The sequence below is a fragment of the Rhodococcus sp. C3V genome, assembly GCF_029269915.1.
In the GTDB taxonomy this organism is placed as follows: domain Bacteria; phylum Actinomycetota; class Actinomycetes; order Mycobacteriales; family Mycobacteriaceae; genus Rhodococcus_F; species Rhodococcus_F qingshengii.
In genome coordinates, this window is record NZ_JARJBE010000008.1 from 37,177 (window position 1) to 58,178 (window position 21,002).

15 protein-coding genes and 1 pseudogene are annotated in these 21,002 nt (G+C 62.6%); all 16 read right to left on the minus strand.

Annotation, left to right across the window (positions count from 1 at the left end):
* Positions 1 to 2: 2 nt before the first annotated feature.
* The 16 genes and pseudogenes from P3G66_RS20380 to P3G66_RS20455 all read right to left on the minus strand — a co-directional run bounded on the left by P3G66_RS20380 (position 3) and on the right by P3G66_RS20455 (position 20,990).
* Positions 3 to 1,280, minus strand: coding sequence for an MFS transporter (locus tag P3G66_RS20380; protein ID WP_085998903.1), 1,278 nt, complete (start codon positions 1,278 to 1,280; stop codon positions 3 to 5).
* A gap of 331 nt (positions 1,281 to 1,611) precedes the next feature.
* On the minus strand, positions 1,612 to 2,151 hold the full coding sequence (locus P3G66_RS20385) for a hypothetical protein (protein WP_003942083.1): 540 nt from the start codon (positions 2,149 to 2,151) through the stop codon (positions 1,612 to 1,614).
* Between the two features lie 142 nt (positions 2,152 to 2,293).
* On the minus strand, positions 2,294 to 3,592 hold the full coding sequence (locus tag P3G66_RS20390; protein ID WP_276117043.1) for an HAD-IB family phosphatase: 1,299 nt from the start codon (positions 3,590 to 3,592) through the stop codon (positions 2,294 to 2,296).
* An 82-nt stretch (positions 3,593 to 3,674) separates the two neighbouring features.
* Complete coding sequence (eutC, locus tag P3G66_RS20395; protein ID WP_276117044.1) at positions 3,675 to 4,448, minus strand: ethanolamine ammonia-lyase subunit EutC; 774 nt, start codon at positions 4,446 to 4,448, stop codon at positions 3,675 to 3,677.
* On the minus strand, positions 4,445 to 5,869 hold the full coding sequence (locus P3G66_RS20400) for an ethanolamine ammonia-lyase subunit EutB (protein WP_019744243.1): 1,425 nt from the start codon (positions 5,867 to 5,869) through the stop codon (positions 4,445 to 4,447). Before P3G66_RS20400 ends, eutC begins: the two co-directional genes overlap by 4 nt.
* Positions 5,866 to 7,338 (minus strand): ethanolamine permease, encoded by a 1,473-nt coding sequence (gene eat / locus P3G66_RS20405; RefSeq protein WP_003941913.1) that lies wholly within the window; start codon positions 7,336 to 7,338, stop codon positions 5,866 to 5,868. Before eat ends, P3G66_RS20400 begins: the two co-directional genes overlap by 4 nt.
* Positions 7,339 to 7,503: 165 nt before the next feature.
* Positions 7,504 to 8,064: a DUF779 domain-containing protein gene (locus tag P3G66_RS20410; protein WP_270008936.1), complete on the minus strand. Its 561-nt coding sequence runs from the start codon at positions 8,062 to 8,064 to the stop codon at positions 7,504 to 7,506.
* A 91-nt stretch (positions 8,065 to 8,155) separates the two neighbouring features.
* Positions 8,156 to 9,679, minus strand: a complete 1,524-nt coding sequence (gene adh, locus P3G66_RS20415; RefSeq protein WP_007730158.1) for an aldehyde dehydrogenase — start codon at positions 9,677 to 9,679, stop codon at positions 8,156 to 8,158.
* Between the two features lie 143 nt (positions 9,680 to 9,822).
* Positions 9,823 to 11,136 (minus strand): helix-turn-helix domain-containing protein, encoded by a 1,314-nt coding sequence (locus P3G66_RS20420; protein WP_276117045.1) that lies wholly within the window; start codon positions 11,134 to 11,136, stop codon positions 9,823 to 9,825.
* Positions 11,137 to 11,241: 105 nt separating this feature from the next.
* Complete coding sequence (gene mftG / locus P3G66_RS20425) at positions 11,242 to 12,723, minus strand: mycofactocin system GMC family oxidoreductase MftG (protein ID WP_064689520.1); 1,482 nt, start codon at positions 12,721 to 12,723, stop codon at positions 11,242 to 11,244.
* Positions 12,720 to 14,117, minus strand: coding sequence for a mycofactocin biosynthesis glycosyltransferase MftF (mftF, locus tag P3G66_RS20430; protein ID WP_007730153.1), 1,398 nt, complete (start codon positions 14,115 to 14,117; stop codon positions 12,720 to 12,722). Before mftF ends, mftG begins: the two co-directional genes overlap by 4 nt.
* A 97-nt stretch (positions 14,118 to 14,214) precedes the next feature.
* A complete protein-coding gene (mftE, locus tag P3G66_RS20435) occupies positions 14,215 to 14,907 on the minus strand; it encodes a mycofactocin biosynthesis peptidyl-dipeptidase MftE (protein WP_054186896.1) in 693 nt (230 codons plus the stop codon).
* A 98-nt stretch (positions 14,908 to 15,005) separates the two neighbouring features.
* Positions 15,006 to 16,244 (minus strand): annotated as a pseudogene (locus tag P3G66_RS20440) (DUF222 domain-containing protein).
* A 41-nt stretch (positions 16,245 to 16,285) separates the two neighbouring features.
* Positions 16,286 to 18,235: a mycofactocin system FadH/OYE family oxidoreductase 2 gene (locus P3G66_RS20445; RefSeq protein ID WP_276117046.1), complete on the minus strand. Its 1,950-nt coding sequence runs from the start codon at positions 18,233 to 18,235 to the stop codon at positions 16,286 to 16,288.
* Positions 18,235 to 19,062: a mycofactocin-coupled SDR family oxidoreductase gene (locus P3G66_RS20450; RefSeq protein WP_003941966.1), complete on the minus strand. Its 828-nt coding sequence runs from the start codon at positions 19,060 to 19,062 to the stop codon at positions 18,235 to 18,237. Before P3G66_RS20450 ends, P3G66_RS20445 begins: the two co-directional genes overlap by 1 nt.
* The gene (locus tag P3G66_RS20455) at positions 19,059 to 20,990 is read right to left on the minus strand and encodes a mycofactocin system FadH/OYE family oxidoreductase 1 (protein ID WP_276117047.1); all 1,932 of its coding nucleotides are present in this window, start codon (positions 20,988 to 20,990) and stop codon (positions 19,059 to 19,061) included. The genes P3G66_RS20450 and P3G66_RS20455 overlap by 4 nt, the downstream gene beginning before the upstream one ends.
* Positions 20,991 to 21,002: the final 12 nt, after the last annotated feature.

Sequence of the window (21,002 nt, forward strand, 5' to 3'; positions counted from 1 at the left end):
GGTTACAGCGCGTGGTCCTTGGTCTCGACGAGCGCCCAGGTGCAGATCAGGCTCAACACACCCAGGATCGCCAACATGACTCCGATGGCCATACTCCCGTAGGCCGAGGCCAGCGGTGCGGCGATCAGCGGCGGCACTGCCCCACCGAGCACTCCGGCGAGGTTGTAGCCGAGGCCGGCACCGGTGTAGCGGTAGCGGGTCTGGAACATTTCCGGAAGCAGCGCACCGCAGGGGCCGTAGGCGATTCCGAAGATCATGAGCGTGCCGAACATTCCGATGATGAACGCGATCGGCGATCCCGTGTCGAGGAGCGGGAACAGCACCAGCGCCCAGACGACGGCCAGACCACACGAGATCATGATGACCTTGCGGCGCCCGATGCGGTCCGAGTACAGAGCGGAAACGACGATCGCCGCACCGAAGACAACCGCGGAAGCGATACCGACCGACAGGACGAACGGACGGGAGAAGCCGAGGGTCTTTGTTCCGTAGCTCGTCAGGAAAGCCGTGCCCATGTAGAAGAACGCGAACAGGCAAGCCAGGGCGCCTGCCGAGAGCAGGATCTCCTTGGTCTGGAACCGCCAAGCATCCAGGAACGGAAGGGTGCGCGGTGCTTCGTTCTTCTGCTCCGCGACGCGCTCTGCCTGCTCCGCCTTGAAGACGGGAGTCTCCTCGATAGCGAGTCGCATGTAGAGGCCGATGCCGACCAACACGATGGAGAACAGGAACGGGATACGCCAGCCGTAATCGAGGAAAGCCTGGTTGGTGTCGCCGAGAACTGCGCCGGTGATGAGGAAGGTGCTGCTCGAGAGAACGAAGGCGATTGCAGGGCCGAGCTGCGGGAACATCGCATACAGACCACGTTTGCCCGGTGGAGCGTATTCCGCCGTGAGCAAGGTTGCGCCTGCCCACTCACCACCGACCGCGAAACCTTGGCCGAATCGCAAGAGCACCAAGATGATCGGGGCCGCGACACCGATGGTTGCAGCACCCGGCAGCAAGCCGATCAGGAGCGTCGAGATACCCATGAGCAGGAGCGTCGAGATCAGCGTCTTCTTGCGACCGATGCGATCACCGAAGTGTCCGAACAACATTGCGCCGACGGGCCGGGCGATGAATGCGACTGCGAAAGTCGCAAACGATGCGACAGTTCCCGCAGTGGCACCGAGCGCGGGGAAGAACACCGTCGGAAAGACAAGTGCCGCAGCGGTTCCGTAGATGAAGAAGTCGTAGAACTCGATAGTCGTGCCGATACAACTCGCGATTGCGACGCGCCGCACACTGGTGGTGTTCTGCGGGGGCTGCGTCGCACCTGCGGCACTCGCACCCCCGGCGCCGGCGGCACTGGTGCCGCCTGTGGGAGAGACTGTGGTCACTCGATTCCTCCGTGGTCCCGTGGTGTCGCCCTGTGGGCATCACCGTCAATAGGAGGAAAGGTAGTGATGTGGCTCACCCCCGCACTACCCCCGAAAGGGGGTAGGAGTGATCTCGGTCACCACTTGTATGCAATGGTAACGAGTTTCACGACCCTCGACATGCCGCAGGCCGTCCGATTCGTTCTCACGAATCGGACGGCCCTCGAGAAACGACGTCACGGTGCAACGCTACGGATCAAGCCTTACCGGCAGCCCCGAACAGTTCCTGACGGATCTCGCCCCACACCGTGGCGTAGGAGTCGATGATCGGTTCGGAAATCCACTTGGACTCCCCCGCTTGCACTTTCGCGAGAGCATCCGAGAAGAGATCCTGGTAACGAGACAACCGCGGAACGAATGCCGACAGATCGTCGAACAGGTTTGCAGCCCGGCGATCCAACTCGGCAAGGGAATCCGCATCTGCGTCGTCGATGAGCGCGGCGAACTCCTCGTCCAAGGGAAGGAACGCCTCGTACACCTCACCGATGGAGTCCTCGTCGATCGAGACGCGCTCGGCGTCCAACTGATCTTCGAGTTCTGCCAAACCTTTCTCGGTCAGGCTGATGGCGTTTTCCGCTTCGACCGCTTTGCCCTGCGCGACAAGTGCGTCGTACGCAGCTTGGCCGGAAGCCGCGCTGACGCCCAGGTGCTCGGCCAGGACGACCGCTCCGACCCGCTCCTTGAGACGTACTGCTTGGAGCAGTGCCAACTCGTCCACATTGCCAGCGAAGGCCATCGATTTCTCCTACTCACGTGCCGCCTCTGCGGCTCCAGCATCACAGCGGACACCCCTGGGTTTCCGCAGCCCGACAAGGGGCTCGACAGAATCAGATCACACCCCGATCGATCGTTGTGAAGTCACCGCGACAAGTCGACCGTCACGCGACGGTATCGGCCTGATCGGGGATCACGCTGCCGTCTACGCGAGTCACGGCACCTTTTGCCCCGGCCGCGTCGGTGTAAGCATCGGTCGAGCAGTGATAGGGAGCGTCCGCCCGGGACTTCGGTTCGATGAACATGGGGTTGACCAGCCATTTCCCGTCACTGTTGTCGTAGGCATTGCACATCAGTTCGGGATTGTTGCGGTTGATCACCAGGCGCGCACCGGTCGCATCTCCGAGGAACGTCACGTCGGTGACAGAATCACCGGCAGCAAATACCTGACGTCGATCGGCGGCCAACTGCTCGAACGCCGTAGGCCCTTGAACCCCGTAGACAACCTCGTTGACCTGGCACCGCTTGCCGTCGATGTACGGAATGACCGAGTCGTCGCCGTCCGCAACGCCACCACACCCACGCAGGCGCCCGGTGAGAAGCCCGCCCTCGACGATGGGCCGAACTCCCATCACGTGATCGGCGTCCAATCCCAGTTGTTCCGCCCAGACTCGAACGACCGGTTCGGCCGACGCGGAGATGATCCGCACGTCGAATCCATGAGCGCCGAGGGATTTCACCAAATCTTCGATTTGCGCGTAGTACCGCACCGAGCCGTCGACTTCCGTCGTACCGACGATCTGATCGGATCCTTCTGCAGCAGCGAGATTCTCGGCACGCGCTGCGCGAGCGTACTCGGTGATCTCGTCCTCGGTGCGCCCTGCCATCAACTGCACGGCCCACGCGTATGCGGCTTTTGTCCGGCGGTGATCGTAACCGTCGAATGCGGCCTGCCCGTCGCGAGTCTTCTCCTCGAGTACCGCAACGATCTCGTCCGCGCAGTCCAAGTCGGTACTGGTTACCAAGGGTTGACCCGGGGTGGTCTCCGAGCCGCACGCGGCGGAAAGTGCGGCAGCGCCGGCTGGCGTCATGAAGCGGCTGGTGGTTGCCCAGTCCCCTCCGGCAGGCTGTAACACCTTGTTGTTCTTGATCATCCAGAATGCGGTGGCGCTTCCGATGTCGTTCTTGACAACTGTGTTGTCCCAGTCGAAGAGCGCCAACGGAGCTCCGTCATCGACATCACCTGCAGCTCCACACGTTCCGAACTCCGTCATCATGGCATCCAACGTCACACGGTTGTCGCCGTACCACGCAAGACTGGGATCCAACGCAGCACAGGATGAACCACTCTGCGCCACATCTTCTTTCGGGGCGCTCTCGGCCGAACTACATGCAGTTGCACTCAACAGGACACTACCTACCGCCAAAGCGCACAGGGCGCGGGCATGCAGCGAACGGAACATCGATTCCCTCGTTTTCGTCGTGATTCGGGTACGACGGCATACCCGAGTGTCGATCGACCCGGGTATGCCGTGCAGTTGTCAATTAATCGAGCGTCAGCACTTCTCCCGACGCAACGGCATCGGCGCGAGAGGTGTCCTTGAGGTCGACGCCGGAGCGGCCCAACTGGCGCGCTCCCGCCACCAATCCCAGGACGACACGAGCAGCCTGCTCGTATCCGAGTCCCTCGGGTGGGTGGACATTGGAAATGCAGTTTCGATCCGCGTCGGTACGACCGACGCGCGGAAGGTGAGTCAGATAGATCCCGACACTGTCCGCAACGGAGAGCCCTGGACGTTCGCCGATCAGGACGATCGCCGTCTGCACTCCCATCGCGGCAGCGATGTGATCACCCAGTGCCACACGGGCATTCGTGGCGATCACGGGCGGCGCGATCGAGTACCGCTCCCCCAACACCTTGACCAATGCGGACAGCAATTGCTCGCCGTGGTCCATCAGTGCGCGCGGCGAGAGTCCGTCGGCGAGGATGAACCCGATTTCCTTGTCGGAACTCGAGATCGCACCCAGGTCAGCCGGCTGGCGCCCCAGGTCGGGTCTCCGGAGATACTCACTGCGGGTGGAGACGCTGCTCGCCACCACCACCGGCGCCCCGATGCCCACCCCTTCGACCCGACTGGCAAGCGTCTCGGAGTCGAGTGGCTCGTGGACCGCGTCGCGGGCTGCGGCGTGAGCTGCCTTGAATTCGAGAACCCGCTTGGTGGGCAACGAATCTCCGGCACGCCCCAGCCCGATACGCGATTGTGTGGTCTTGCGCAGTGGACCCCAGAAATCGAGGATCGGTGCCTGATCCTCGGTCATGAGTTCACCGTCAAAGCCCGCAACGGCGACATTTCGGCATCGATCGGAAGAACCCGACCGTTTGCGTCGGTCATCCCCAAGTTGTGGAGCCAGGTCTCGAACTCCGGGGCGGGCTGCAAACCGAGAACCTTACGCACATACAGCGCGTCGTGGAACGCCAGACTTTGATAGCCGAGCATCACGTCGTCGGCGCCGGGCACCGCGATCACGAACGCCGCGCCGGCGACGCCCAGCAAGGTGAGCAGGTTGTCCATGTCGTCTTGATCGGCTTCGGCGTGGTTGGTGTAGCAAACGTCCACTCCCATCGGCAGCCCGAGGAGTTTTCCGCAGAAGTGATCCTCCAAGCCCGCGCGAATGATCTGCTTGCCGTCGTAGAGATACTCGGGACCGATGAAGCCGACCACGGTGTTGACCAGCAGCGGTTCGAGATCACGTGCCACTGCGTATGCCCTGGTCTCGAGTGTCTGCTGATCGACCGGGGCTCCGCCGGTGCCGTAGTGGGCACCTGAGCTGAGGGCGGACCCCTGCCCCGTCTCCAGGTACATGACGTTGTTGCCGACCGTTCCGCGGTTCAAGGAGCGCCCGGCCTCGTTACCCTCACGCAGGAGCGGAATGTTCACTCCGAAACCGGAATTGGCGCCTTCGGTACCGGCAATCGATTGGAAGACAAGATCGACCGGCACCCCCGATTCGATCAGTCCGATCGTGGTGGTCACGTGCGAGAGCACGCACGACTGAGTCGGGATCTCGAATCGCTGACGGATGTCGTCGAGCAGGTGGAGCAGATCCGAGGTGGCCTGGGGTGAGTCCGTCGCGGGGTTGATACCGATGACGGCGTCGCCACATCCCATCAGGAGACCGTCCAATGTGGCCGCCGCGATGCCGCGTGGATCGTCTGTCGGGTGGTTTGGTTGGAGTCGCGTGCTCAGCCGGCCGGGCAGTCCGATGGTCGTACGGAACCCCGCGGTCACGGTGATGGCCTTCGCGACGGCGATCAGGTCCTGATTGCGCATGATCTTGCTGACCGCCGCAACCATCTCGGGGGTGAGCCCGGGACTTACGGCGGACAACCGTGCGGAAGCTTCCGGCGCCGACGCGGTCTCGAGCAACCAGTCTCGTAGTCCGCCAACAGTCAGGTGGGCCACCGGCGCAAAGGCCAGGCGATCGTGGCTGTCGATGATGAGCCTGGTTACCTCGTCGTCCTCGTACGGAACCAACAGATCTTCGAGGAACACCGTCAACGGAAGATCAGCCAGAACCCATTGAGCAGCAGCACGTTCGGCGTCGGAGCTTGCCGCGCAACCGGCTAGTTCGTCACCCGACCGCAGTGGTGTCGCTTTTGCCATCAGATCGACGAGACCGTCGAACGAGTAGTTGGTTCCGGATACCTGCTGGTGATACTTGGCCATCCCGCGACTCATCCCAATTCTTCTTCCGCCTGTGCAAGTACAGCAAACTCCTCGTCCGGCGAGTTGGCAACAAGGTGGTGACGACTGTAGAGACCGAAGTACGCCATCAGAACTCCGAAGGCAACCAACGTCAGCAATGCCGCAACGGGATCGACCAGGAAGGTGGCCACCACCGACACTGCCGCGATCACGAGCGCAAACGAGGTGGTGGCGATACCGCCGGGCGTGCGGTACGGGCGCGGCATGTTCGGCTCACGCTTACGAAGAACGATGTGACTCACCATCATCAGGACGTAGCTTACTGCCGCGCCGAACACCGCCATGTTGAGCAACATTGCACCTTCACCGGTGAGTGAGAGCGCGAAGCCGATGATTCCGGGTACGACGAGCGCGAGAGTGGGGGCCTTGCGCTTGTTGGTCACCGACAGGTTCTTCGGCAGATAGCCGGCGCGGGAGAGCGCAAACGTCTGGCGTGAGTAGGCGTACATGATCGAGAAGAAGCTCGCGACCAGACCGGCAAGTCCGATGTAGTTGACGGCCTTTGCCGCTCCGCTGTCCCCCAGAGCCTCGACGAGCGGATTTCCGGAGGTGGACAGGGCGTCTGCGCCGAGCGCACCGGTGGCGAGGAAGAGAACCGTTGCGCCTGTGACGATCAGGATCAACATGCTGATGATGATGCCGCGGGGGACGTTCTTCTCCGGCTCACGTGCTTCCTCGGCGGCCAGCGGTACACCTTCGACCGCAAGGAAGAACCAGATCGCGAAGGGCACGGCGGCCCAAATTCCGAGCAGACCGAATGGCAGGAACGACGACGATCCGACTGCGCTGGTGTCGACGGCGATATCGGTGAGGTTGGACGAATCGAAAAGGCCGACAGCCGAAACCGCGAACACGACCAGGCCGACGAGTGCAATGGCGGTGATGATGAACATCGCCTTGAGTGCCTCACCGGCGCCGGTGAGGTGAATGCCGATGAAGATCGCGTACACCGCGAGGTACACCCACCAGCCGTCGGTGATCCCGAACAGGTTCAGGGACTCGACGTACGCACCGATGAAGGTCGCGATCGCTGCGGGTGCTATCGAGTACTCGATGAGAATTGCTGTGCCGGTGGCAAATCCGCCCCAGGGCCCCATGGCCCGTCTGGCAAACGTGTATCCACCACCAGCGGCAGGAAGTGCCGACGACATCTCGGCCATACCGAGCACCATCGCCAGGTACATACCCGCGATGACAACCGCCGCGATGAGAAGGCCACCGAAACCACCTTCGGCCAGACCGTTGTTCCAGCCGGCGTAGTCACCGGAAATCACATAGCTGACACCCAACCCCGCAAGCAGCACCCACCCTGCTGTTCCCTTTCGGAGTGTTCGTTTCTCCAGATACGAATTGTCTTCCGCATGGAAGTCTGCGCCGTCGTGGTGTGCACCCGCGGCACCGGCGTTTTTGCCGGTTGCGTGGTCGGAAAGAGACATGTCCATCCTCTGAATCGGTCAAGAATGAGACGACGCACGGTGGATGCGTCGCGTGAAATGAACGGTATGTGGGCGATGTACGGAGAAGGTCGCCTGGAGATGACCGTGCTGTTAACTGGCTGTCATGTGAGCGGCCCCGAGTCTGTTCAGATCTTCTTCAGGCTGCCGTTCTCAGGATCGGGCGGCCGCGCCCGGCACCGGGCAGGCGTCGACGGCCTCGGCGACCACCTGGGGAACCGTCGGGGGCAAAGGACGCACGCCCGCTTCCCAATCAGCGCCCACGAGAATGCTCGACGCGCCGAGTGCTTCGTTTTCGTCCGGTGTGAATGCCCTTGCTCGACTGAGGAATCTGAATCCTTCAGGAGACTCCAGGCTGAATCCACTGCCGCGGCCGGGCACGACGTCCAGTACCAACTGGGTGTGCTTCCAGGCTTCGAACTGTGATCCGGAAATCCAGACCTGTACAGCGTCGGTTCCGGTGGGAAGGTCTTCGGGAGTCTCTCCGACAGCAAGTCGGAGATCGACGATTCCGAGTAGTACGTCACGGTCCCCGACGATGAATTCGCCTGAGGGATAACACATCGGGGCCGAGCCGTCGCAGCATCCGCCGGATTGATGCATCATCAGTTCGCCGTGAGTCCCGCTGAGGCGGCGCAGGAGGTCAGCCGCCCCAGCGGTGGTCACCAACCGGGGTGGAACGGCGCCGGTATCGGGTGCGTCCGTGGCGCTCATTCCAACCTCCTTGTGTTTGTGCAGGTTTCGCGTGTTGCAGTCTTGCTCACCGGCACCCGCAGCGAGGGGCTCACGGGTGCCGGTGGGTAGATCAGAAGAAGCCCTGAGCCTTCTGGGCGTAGCTGACCAGGAGGTTCTTGGTCTGCTGGTAGTGCGAGAGCATCATCAGGTGGTTCTCGCGGCCGATGCCGGACTGCTTGTATCCACCGAAAGCGGCGTGTGCCGGGTACTGGTGGTACGTGTTGGTCCAGACGCGACCGGCTTGGATGTCGCGGCCTGCGCGGTAAGCAACTCCGCCGTCGCGGGACCAGACACCGGCGCCCAAACCGTAGAGCGTGTCGTTGGCGATTTCGATGGCCTCGTCGTAGTCCTTGAACGAGGTGACCGAGACGACGGGTCCGAAGATCTCTTCCTGGAAGATGCGCATCTTGTTGTTGCCGGTGAACACCGTCGGCTGGACGTAGTAGCCGCCGGACAGGTCTCCGCCGAGTTCGGCTCGCTCACCACCGGTGATGACCTTGGCGCCTTCGGCCTTGCCGATCTCGATGTACGAGAGGATCTTCTCGAGCTGATCGTTGCTGGCCTGGGCACCGATCATGGTGTCGGTGTCGAGCGGATCCCCTTGGCGCACAGCCTTGGTGCGGATGGCTGCCATCGCGAGGAACTCGTCGAAGATGTCTTCCTGGATCAGCGAACGTGACGGGCAGGTGCAGACCTCGCCCTGGTTGAGGGCGAACATCGTGAAGCCCTCGAGTGCCTTGTCCTGGTAGTCGTCGTTTGAGGCGAGAACGTCGGAGAAGAAGATGTTGGGGCTCTTGCCACCGAGTTCGAGGGTGACGGGGATGAGGTTCTGCGACGCGTACTGCATGATCAGGCGACCGGTGGTGGTCTCACCGGTGAACGCGATCTTCTTGATACGCGGGCTGGACGCGAGCGGCTTTCCGGCCTCGACGCCGAAGCCGTTGACGATGTTGAGAACACCGGCAGGCAGCAGGTCACCGATGATGCCGATGAGGTGCAGGATCGAGACTGGCGTCTGCTCGGCAGGCTTGAGCACGATGGCATTGCCGGCAGCGAGGGCGGGGGCAAGCTTCCACACGGCCATGAGGATCGGGAAGTTCCACGGAATGATCTGGCCGACTACGCCGAGCGGCTCGTGGAAGTGGTACGCCACGGTGTCGGAGTTGATCTCCGAGAGCGAACCTTCCTGTGCGCGAATAGCTCCCGCGAAGTATCGGAAGTGATCGATGGCGAGCGGAATGTCGGCGTTGAGGGTCTCGCGGATCGGCTTGCCGTTGTCCCACGACTCGGCGAGTGCGATGGATTCGAGGTTCTCCTCCATACGATCAGCGATCTTGTTCAAGATGATCGCGCGCTCGGCGACCGAGGTCTTGCCCCAGGCCGGAGCTGCTGCGTGCGCTGCGTCGAGAGCGAGTTCGATGTCTTCTGCGGTGGAACGAGCCACATCACAGAAATTCTGTCCGGTCACCGGTGTCGGGTTCTCGAAGTACTGACCCTTGACCGGAGCAACCCATTCGTTGCCGATCCAGTTGTCGTATCGAGACTGGAAGGACATGATCGCGTCGGCGGTACCTGGGCGGGCGTACACGGTCATTGCAAGCTCCTATGTAAACGTGTTCTTCCTGGGCGCACCCACCAAAGCGGTGACTGCAATCCCACCCCCCGGTGGGGTGTGATTCACAACACTAGGAGTTGCAACGTTGCAAGTACGTTGCGTGCGAGAAACGCGGATGATTCTCAGATGCCCAATTGGCGGTCGAGGAGATCAATTCTTGCCTGGACCTGCGAATACAGCGGAGATTGAGGATCCAACGTGGACAGGTAGGCCTCCCACACGACGGAGTCTTCGCGGCCGTGTACCGACGTGGTCCACCGGGCCAGAAGGTTGGCGTCACCTCCACGCAGCAGAGCTGCCTGGACCCTGGTGCGTAGTTCTTCCCGCACCTCTTCGATGCCGGGTGACGCCGAGCCCGTCAGCACCGGGCCCGAATACAGTTTCATCGCCGTCGCTGCGTCGCCTCGATCCAACGCTGCCCGCACCTCGCCGACATCTGTCGTGAACTCCGTGATGATCCGATAGGGGCGCGAAGCCAGCCGGTCGGCGCCGAAAACCTTACGAAGCCGCGACATTTCCGCGCGAATGGTCACTGCGTCGAGTTCGCCCTCGTCGAGCAGGACCGCAAGGTGGTCGGAGCTGAGACCCTCCGGGTGTTCGGAAAGCAGAAGGAGAATCTCGGCGTGACGCTGCGAAATCGGGATGCGGTCACCGCCGCGAACCAGGGTCGGCCGGCCGGCACCGAATGTTTCGAGGCGCGGAGCCGTGGCACTGAGTGGGATGGGCGAGTTCAAGAGATGGAATCGCAATTCCGATTCGGCGGCCGCGACAGTTGCACGGATCAGTGACAGCACTTCGGGAACCGCAACCCTGGGACCACCGGTGATGTCGATGGCACCAAGGATTTGCCCAGTGGTGGGATCGTGGACGGGTGCGGCCGAACAACTCCAGTCGTGCACGGTTCGGTTGAAATGCTCGGATCCGAAAATCTGTACGGAGTGATCGAGAGCAAGCGCCGTTCCCGGCGCATTGGTGCCGACACGATCTTCGCTCCAGTCGGCGCCTTCGACGAAGTTCATGGACAACGCCTTGTCCTTGGCCGAGTTGTCACCCTCCACCCAGAGCAGTCGACCGTGTGCGTCACTGATCGCGATCAGTAGTCCGGTTTCGGCAGCATCTTCCACCAGGAGTTTCCGAATCACCGGACGGATCAGTGACATGGGATGCGCGGAGCGATACTTTTCGAGCTCCAACCCTTCGAGCATCTCAGGGTTGCCGACCACATCGGGATTTACCCCCTTGTTGCGGCTCCGCATCCAGGACTCGAGTACGACCGAACGGACATGCGAGTCGTCGGTCAGCCCCTGGCCGGGCACGCCGCGGGCATCGATGAACGACTGATGGGCAGACGAAAGTCGCCGCGCGAGTAACGCGACGTCATCGCCTGGCCTGACCGCCACCCACGGGTTGCCGGGCACAGCCTGTTCACGTGCCATATTTTGCGTTCCTCCGCTCCGTGGACCACTGTAACGCCGATCACAGCCCATAGGCGAGAACGACCATTCGGTATGACTGCCGACCCAGCCTGCTGCCCCTCGCGGTCACTCGTCACCGAGCAGAATGGCGCTTGCTCGTTCCGCGACCATCACCGCGGTCGCATGCGGGCCGCGGGTCGGGATCGTCGGCAGGATTGACGTGTCAACAATACTGAGTCCTTGCGCGCCGATCACACGGCACCGACCGTCGACGACTGCGAACGGGTCCGCCTCGGCACCCATCACGCAACTACCGGACATATGCAGCGACGTTCCCAGGCGGGATTCGACCCACTCATCGGTGTACTCCACGACGGGGCGATCGATCAACCCCGTCTCGGCGATCGACTCGAGAAGATTCTCGGCGATCCGCATCCCTTCCCGAATGGCAGCTCGATCGTGCGCCGACGCGACGTAGTTGTACCGAATACGCGGCGCCCCAGCGGGATCCCCCGATGCCAGTTCGATGCTTCCCCGGCTGTGCGGCGCCATCAGGACCACTCCGACGCCGTGGTCCATGCGAGGCGCGCCGGGAACCAGGTCTGTGAAAGATGCGGTGTACGGACGGATTTCGATCTCAGCGAGGTTGAGGGCTGTCTCCAGCACCGGAGTCTGCGATCGAATCGTGCGGGGCTTCGAAAAATGGTACGGCAGCAGCACTTCCGGGTGGTCGACGAAGTTCTGTCCGACACCCGGTCGATCGAGAACGACGGAAACTCCCTGCCCTACAAGTTGTTCCGCTGGACCAACACCGGAATTCAGGAGAATGTGCGGTGTCGCCACCGCGCCCGAACACACGACCACATGGTCGGCACGAATGCGTCGGACATTACCGTCGTCGAGAACGTCGACGCCGATCGCACGGGTACCCGAGAACGCGATACGAATGACGTTCACTCCGGATTCCACCCGCAGATTCGGCCGGTGCAACGCCGGCATCAGATACCCGATCGCCGTACTGATCCGACGATGATCCGACACGTTCAGTGGCACTCGGCCCACCCCGAACGAGTCCGGCGCATTCTTGTCGACGTCGTCGGGAAAGCCTGCTCCGAGCGCTGCCGCATGAAACTCGCCGCTCAGTGGATGCAGTTGGTCCCACGCTCGACGCTCGACCGGGATCGGTCCGGCGGTCCCGTGGAACTCGCTCTCGAAATCACGATCCGTTTCGGACTTCTTGAAGTACGGCAAGACGTCGTCGTATCGCCATGAACTCGGCCAATTCTCGAAATCAGCACGGGTCGCGCGGGTGAAGTACGCACCGTTGACGGCTCCGGATCCACCGAGTGTCCGCCCCCGCGCAATTGTGGACGCCCGACGCGGCGTCAGTTCGACCGGATAGGTCCACGTGTATTCGCTCGCAGGTCCGACCGGCAGTCGGTACGGATCACCCAGGACGTCCGGGAGTTCGAGCGCCGATCGATATCCGCTTCCCGATTCGAGGAGCATCACCGTGGCGGATGGATCTTCACTGAGCCTGGCTGCGACCACGCAACCACACGTGCCACCACCGACAACCAGGAAATCTGCGTAGTCGGCTTCTGTCACTTGGTGATTCGAGGTTTCAGCGCCGCCCAGTCGCGGGCGTCGAATGCGCCACGCCAGAGTCCGGCTCCATACGCGATGTCGTCGGCTCGTTTGAAGAAGACGTACCGAACCGGTCCCAGCCCGCCTGGCTCACGGTGGCGATACCAGTCCACCAAACCTTCGGTGACTGCTGCAGCGACGGCCAGCCGCCGAATTCGACGGGAGGCGATCACCGCCAGGAGCGTCACGGGCCAGTAGTGACGACACATTGCCGAGGCGAGTTGCCAGAATCCGCCGACAACTCCCTGCGCGGTGAGGATCGCCGCGATCCGGGTGGGTTGACTCAGGCCGGTGAACATCTTTCGCAGCCGGTAAACGGTAAACAGCAAAGCGCCGAGTGCGCCGGCAAGGCCGGAACGGGTCAGTGTTGCAGCGGCGATACACGCGAAGAGCGTCGAGAACGACATCGCCATCGGCGGAACCGAACCCTCGTGTCTTGCAGCCAACGGCGCCGCACCCGTGCCGTAGAACGCTCTCCTGGCGAACCACTTGTCGAACTGAACTCGATGATCGTGGGCGACATGCGCAACCGGTTCGTACCTCAGTCGCCAACCCGCAGCCTGCAGTCGCCAGCAGAAATCGACGTCCTCGGCTACTTCGAGACTCTCGTCGAAACCGTTGCATTCGAGTGCCACGTCGCGCCGGACGATCACGGCGGCGCTGGGGACATAGGCGACCGGACTGCCCGACTTCACCGCAGCTTCCTTGCGTCCGAGGTCGAGAGACGATCGCATGTTCTCGTACCGCGCCAGCGCCGTCCCGTACGGATCGAGGGCGACGATGCGGGGTGCAACAAGGGCAACCCCCGGATCGCTGAAGTGGCCCAACATCAACTCGAGCCAACCGGCACGCGGTATGACGTCGGAGTCCAGAAAAGCTACGAAACGTGTTTGGGCCGAACGCAATCCCGAGTTTCTCGCTGCCGAGGGTCCGCGGGCACTCTCGTGCCGGACCACTGTGATGGTGCCGGTGCCCGGGCAGGCGCGACGGGGCTCCACCGGCACTTCCGAACCGTCGTCGACAACGATGACGGTCAGATCCTTGAGGACGGGCAATAGGCGTTCGACTCCGGCCTGGTTGTCCTTGACCGGAATCACGACCGTGACATCGGCAGCGGACGGCGTCGACATCGGACGAGGATTCGCGACACCTGAATCGAGAAGGTGTCGCGCAACCGCAGCGCTCTGCTGATCGACCACCTCGAGGAAGCCGTCACCGATCATCGCCGCAGCCGTCGGCGCCAGCTTGAGCATCCGCGTCGGAGATCCGCCGATGAGTACCCGGCCACCCGAGTACGTGCGCACCTTGGGGTCCAACCGAATGCCGAAGCCGTCGGGGAGTCTTGCTGGTCGCATCAGATGATCGTAAGGGACGTAGCCCGTCGTGCTGCAACTCGTCGCAGCCTCGAAAGCCGTCGCAGGTGGACCGTCCGCCCCCACTCGGTCGTGGTCGTCACCGAAGCCTCCCATCTGGACCAGGCTCCCACCGGGCCAGTCCATCCGTCACGCGTCCTACCAACTCACCGAAGATGTATGCGCCGTCTTCGGCGGTAGCCCCGACTGGATTGCCGAGAACGCCGTTTTGCGACACAGCGACCATACCGCCCGAACGCATTCCTGGCATCAGGTCCGCGATAGGAGACAAATTTCCTGTCTCAGCAAGGCTCATGTGCACCAAATCGGGCGAAAGGTGCAGCAATAGGCTCGTTTCAGTGTGTCCGGCATGCGCGTCGGCACCCGGAACAGCGCACGGCGCCCAAGCAGCATCACGCCCCTCATACCGCAGAAGTGCCACCGCTTTGGCCAATGCGGGACCATTTCCGCCGTGGCCGTTGACGAACAGCACCCGCTTCGTCCATCTGAACGCCGACCTTCCGTATTCGACGACGACGGTTTCCATAGCCTCGGCACCGATCGAAATCGTGCCGGCAAACCCTTCGTGTTCGCCGCTCGCCCCGTATTCGATGGCCGGGGCCACGACGACGTCGGGCAGAGCCTGTGCGACTGCTCTCGCGATCCGAGTGTCGGTATCGAGAGGCAGGTGCGGTCCGTGTTGTTCGAAAGAACCGACCGGGACCACGACGGTGAGCGCAGTGCCCTCGAGCGCAGGACTCGGGATGGCAGCAAGGTCACGCGGAGAACTCATCCCCCGATCGTATTGGTGCGGGCCCCTCCCACCGCAACACTGCATGCGGATACACCGGGGGATTGTTGTGCCCCGGCGTATTCGTCAGTTGTCGCGGTTCACGCCGCTGTCGGTGGGCTGTTCCCACCGATCGGCTGCTGATACGGATCGATCGACATCGGTGGGTAGAACACCGATTTGCGATCCGGCCCGATCTCCACCCGCCACTCCGTGTGATGCAGCGTCCGGTGATGATGACCGGACAACAAGATCAGATTGTCGAGATCTGTTGGGCCACCATCGTTCCAGTGAACAATATGATGGGCATCGCACCACCCCGACGGTGTCCCGCACCCCGGAAACGCACACCCACCATCACGAACCGTCAACGCCCGCCGCTGCGGCACCGTCGCCGTTCGCGCTTCCTTACCGCACTCGAGCGGAACCCCGTTCTCATCCAACAAAATCCGCGTGACCGTGCAGTCGCACGCCAACATCCGGGCAGTATCGATACTGATCGGACCCACCCAATCCGCCCACGCAAACCCGAGTTCCTCCGTCGACGGCAGTAGATCCTTCAATGCTTTGAGGTCGGTCATGTCTTTTGCGCTGGCGGTGACTGTGATGTGTGGTTTCACTCAGCCCTCGATCGGACCCAACCCCGCCCGCTCGTACCGGCGCAACAATTCGCAGAACCCGTCCGCCCGCCGTAGCGCCGGAGTACGCGTGTCCTTCACGCCGTCCTTCTCCGGCGTCGGCGCCGACAGGCTCGACAACAACGTGATCAACCGTGCCCCGTTCACAGCATCCAGTTCGCCCTTCACAGTCACTCTGCCGTACAAGCCTTTCGAGGCGTAGAACTCGTTACGTTCGGAATCCTCGCCGACCGGGACGCCGTCCTCACGCTTGCCGTACTGCTTCTCGATCCGCCGGATCGCTGCCCGCACCGCATCACAATCGGCGATGTTCTTCGACGCCAACCCCAACAAGATCCCGCGGGCCTTGTCCACATCCGCCGAGGTCATGTTCTTCGGTGGATGCTGACAAAACGACGCCACCTGACGGGCTTTCAACGCATCCACGTCACCACGATGAAACGCATCGCCCACAACGGGTTCGAGCATCAACAACCGCGCCAACCCGACCAGCAGACTGCACTCACCGATCTCCAGATTCGTCGAACCATGCAACCACTGAGCGATCGCCCGAAAACCCTTCCCGCCGAGAACCTCCCGGGAAAACATCTCCACGATCAGCAACACCATCCGCGACTGCAACTCGTGTCGGGCGCGCACCAGATCCAGAACCTCACCCTTGAGGTCCTCGCTATCCAGTTGCCATGCTTCCCGACTGTCCATGCTCAAAACATACTTTCGAGAACCAGGGACAAAACGGACGACTATATCGCCAACGCGGCCCGATGCCCCTCGATGACGGCCGCGTGCGAACGCCTCGGAGACAAGGCGTCACCGATGCGAAATTTCTCGAAACAGCTTCCCTGCAAGGTGTTCCACAACTCGTCGACAGGTTCCTGCTGTGTCGCGAAGACCACCCAGTCGACTGCAACTTCCTCGGTCACACCCGTCGGAAGGTGAACCAAGCTCACGAGCGGCGAGGCCCCAGCGCTCACCGAAGTCACCATCAGATCTGTCCGTTGACCGATCGACTTCTCGAACGCTCGGCGGTTCCACCCCTCGAAATCCAGGGTGATGCTCAGGTCCTGCGCGACCACCATGCCGTTGGTCGCGATCGTGACGGCACAGCCTCGATCAGCGAGGAACTCCGCCACCGACGTACCTTGATGGAATCCCAGTTCGTCGTAGACGAGCACCGTTCCACTCGGCAGAATCTTGCCGTCGAGAACGTCTCGAACACCCACCACACGCTCTGATCCACCCGCCCACGCCGGTCGCACAGGCCGCGCTCCGGTTGCAATCACGACCACCTCGGGCGCGCGCTCCTCCACGATCGCGAGATCAGCTCCAGCATCCAACTCGATCGTCACACCACTTCGGCGACACTCAGATTCGAGATTCCGGACGAGGTCGGCGAGCTCACGGCGAGCCGGTACCACCGAGGCGGTAAGAATCTGTCCCCCAAGTCTTCGTTCACGCTCGAACAGCGTCACCGCATGACCTCGCTGGGCCGCTGTAGCCGCAGCTTGCAGGCCGGCCGGGCCGCCACCGACCACCACCACCGTGCGGCCCCGTCGCCGCGGCATCGGCAGCGGTACCGATTCCCGACCGGCGCGCGGATTTTCGGTGCACCCCAACCAACGTCCCAGACCCATCCGCCCGACGCATTCCTGGTTGCAGGACAGGCAGGTTCGCACCTGTACCGATTGACCAGCACGCGCCTTGTTCACAAAATCCGGATCGGCGATCTGCCCGCGAACTACTCCCACCAGATCGCATACACCGTCCTCGAGTGCGGCTTCGGCTTGCTCCGGCGTCTTGAAACGGCCGACTCCGACGACTGGAAGATCGACGACCTCCCTGATCGCAGACGGGACGAAGTTGGCGTAGCCGGTGGGTACAGCCATCGATGCTTCGACCAGATGCAGTGTTTCCGTGGCCATTCCGACGGTGGTATTGATGTAGTCGACGTGACCGTCAGCTTCGATGAGTTGAGCGGTGGCTACTGCGTCGGACAGTTCGATGCCACCCCGCGTTCCTTCGTATCCACTCAGGCGCACACCGAGGACACGATCAGGGCCGATGGCCTTACGCAGTACCCCGAGCACTTCGAGAAGGAACCGTGCACGATGTGCCACGCCCCCGCCGTAGCGATCAGTGCGCAGGTTGGTCGAGGGGGCGAGAAACGCGCGCACTATGGACGACTGCGACGCCTGCAATTCCACCCCGTCGAAGCCACCGGCAACGCAGTTGCGCGCAACAAGGGCGAACCCTGCGAGAATCTCGGCAATGTCCGCGTCGTCGACAGCCTTGGGCACCTCGCGGAACAACGGATCCGCAACGGCGCTCGGCGCCAACAGCGGCGATCGCGAATAGGTTCCAGCGCCCTGACCCCCATTGTGGTTGATCTGCGCGAGAATCGACGAACCATGCGCATGAACGGCGTCGGTGATCCGCCGGTATCCCTCGATCGCTTCCGGCCGATAGCCCGCAATCATCTTCTCGTACGGTCGATCCGAAGGATGCGTCGAGTGCTCCTCGGTGATGATCAGACCCGCACCGCCGCGTGCCCGCGCCTCGTAGTAGCTCGCGTGCTGCTCCGTCGGCAACCCGTTCTCCGCGTAATTGGTCAGGTGTGCGGAGAACACGACCCGATTGCGGAGTGTCAGGTTGCCCAGGCGCAGTGGCGCGAAGAGGCGCGGGTACGGCGTCATCAGACCTTGGAGTTTCCTTGATCGAGAGCGATATGACTTGCCGTGACGGTGCGGGAACCGTCACCGGCGAGCCACAGGACGGTATCGGCGATCTCGTCAGGTTCGGCGAAAGCGATGTCCGAGAGGATCGGAGTGAAGTTGGGAAGGTACTGCGGAAACTTTGCAAATACCTCGAGAGCGCCCTGGTCGACCCCCATCGGCGTATTCACTCCGTAAGGATGGATCGAGTTGACCCTGATCTTGTACTCCCCCAGTTCCTTTGCCGCGGCCTGCGTCAGACCGACGAGACCGAACTTGGCGCTCGCGTAGTGCGCCTGTCCGGGCAGCGCCTTGAGTCCGGCCACCGAACTGACCACGATGATCGATCCACCGCGCCCACCCTCGATGATCGCCGGCACCGAGGCCTTGAGGGTTTTCCAGACTCCGGTCAGGTTGATGTCGATCAGGGTTTCCCACTGCTCGTCCGACATTTCCCAGAATCGATTCCAGTTGCAGACCCCGGCGTTGGCGACCACGATGTCGAGACGTCCGAACTGTTCGACGCCGTCCTTGACCACCGCGGTGAGCGCTGCGCCGTCACGGACATCGACCTCGCGGGCGAGGATCTTCCCGCCCTCCGCTTCCACCAGACGTATCGTCTCGGCAAAGTCCTCGGAAGTTGCTGCGTCGTAGGAATTGTCCGACGCCACCGACGCGCATACGTCGACCGCGATGATCGCTGCTCCCTCGCGCGCCATCTTGACCGCGTGCGCACGTCCTTGACCGCGCGCTGCGCCGGTGATGAAAGCAACGCGACCTTCGAGCGAACGAACTGAACCCTGTGTCATGAGACAGCCCTCTCTGCAGAATTGAAACTCGTTCTAGTAGTAAACCCTGCAAAGCGCCCTTCGCGGATGGATTCGAGAACAGTTCTCGGGGCAACCGAGTCGCCCACCTGAATGTCGGCCTCTTCCTTCAGCGTTTCGTTCGGCAGACGAGGCGAGCAGTCGATCACCACTTCGCACTCGAGCTGTGACCGCTCGCCGGTATGGACGTGTTCGACGCAGACGGCCCCTCGAGCGATTTCGGTGACACGTGACGCGAGCACCCTGGTGACCCCGGCCTGCTGGATGCGCGTGTTGGCGCCGACCAGATCCCCACTCGCACCGAGCCTCGAACCGACGATGCTGTCGGGAGTCACAATCGAGACGGAGATGCCATGGGCCGCGAGTGCTTCTGCGAGCGCCACCGCGATCGGTCCACCGAGGGGATCGATCAGCGCGACCGGACCCGGCCCCACGGTGCTCAACTTCTCGAAGGCTTCCGACGCATCCAACCATCGAACCGAATCGTCGACCGGATACGTCGGCGGCCTCGCAGCACTACCGGAGGCAACGACAACAAACTCGCCCCGGCTGCGTGCGTCACCCAGGTCTTGGGCGTCGAGCGCCGCCCCGGTCCGCATCGTCACGCCGCTACGACGGCATTCGTCCTCCAACCACTGCGCGAGGAGTGCGAACCGGCTACGGCCGTCACCTCGCGCAAAAGTTCGGATCATGCCGCCGAACTGCGATGAACTCTCGACGAGTGTGACCGAGTGCCCCGCCACCGCCGAGATCCGTGCGGCTTCCATCCCAGCGGGGCCACCCCCCACGACCAGCACGGCTCCCGGTGTCGAAATCTGCTCTCGCTCATCGGGGTCCACCGTCTCGAAACCCGCGCTCGGATTCCCGACGCACGTCACGACAGGATTGCGAGGATCACGCACGAGGCACGTCTGATTGCAGAGCACACACGGCCGGGGACGATCGCCGCGCGCGGCTTTCACAACCAGGTCCGGGTCTGCGATCTGGGCCCGGGTCATCTCGACGAACTCACCTACTTCCAGCGCCGCGTGAGCGTCGGCGATGTCCACGACGCTCCCCTGCACGACAACAGGAATCGACAGAGCGGCCTTGATCTCACGGCACAGATCGAGGTTGAAGTTCGGCGGGCAGTGAAAATCGGGGCGGTACCGGTCGGACGAATAGAGTCCGCCACGAACGACGACAAGGAGATCGAGGAACGGAGACACCTCACGCGCGATACCGATGGCAAGATCGGGCGTCAGGCCCGCCCATGGAGCTTCCTCGTCACAGGACAACCGCAGGGAGACAACGTGATCCGACCCGAATTCCTCGCGCACTGCCGAGATGACCTCGCGAACAAGAGCAACGCGATCGCTACCGTATCGGTCTTGCCGAGTGTTGGTCAGACCCGAAAGGAATTGTCGCAGAATGCTTCGAGGACCGGCATCGAGTTCCACTCCGTCCATTCCCGAAGCGACGGCCAGCGCCGACGCCTCACGGAAGCCGGCTATCAACTGGTCGATTTCCGCCTGCCCCATTGCCATCGGCAACTCACGCGTCGCCGGGTCGGCCACTCTGGACGGTCCCCACAGCACCGACTGGGAGTATGCGCTCGATCCCTGCATCCCGGTATGACCGAGCCCGGCCAGAACCAGCGTTCCGTACGGAGCACATGCAGCCGCGATCGACTGCCACCCCGGGCCACATTGCGACGCCAACGGCGCCCGCTCGTACGGCCAGTCGTTCTCCGATACCGAGGCCACTTCGGTGACGACGATCCCGGTTCCGCCCTCGGCGCGGCGCTGGTAGTACGCACGGTGCCGATCGGAAAGCGAGCGTCCCACAGCAAGGTTGGTCTCGTGCGGACCGAAAACAACCCTGGACCGGACGAGGCGTCCGGCCAGGGTCGTGTGTTCGTCGAGTGTCAACTCACAGCTCTA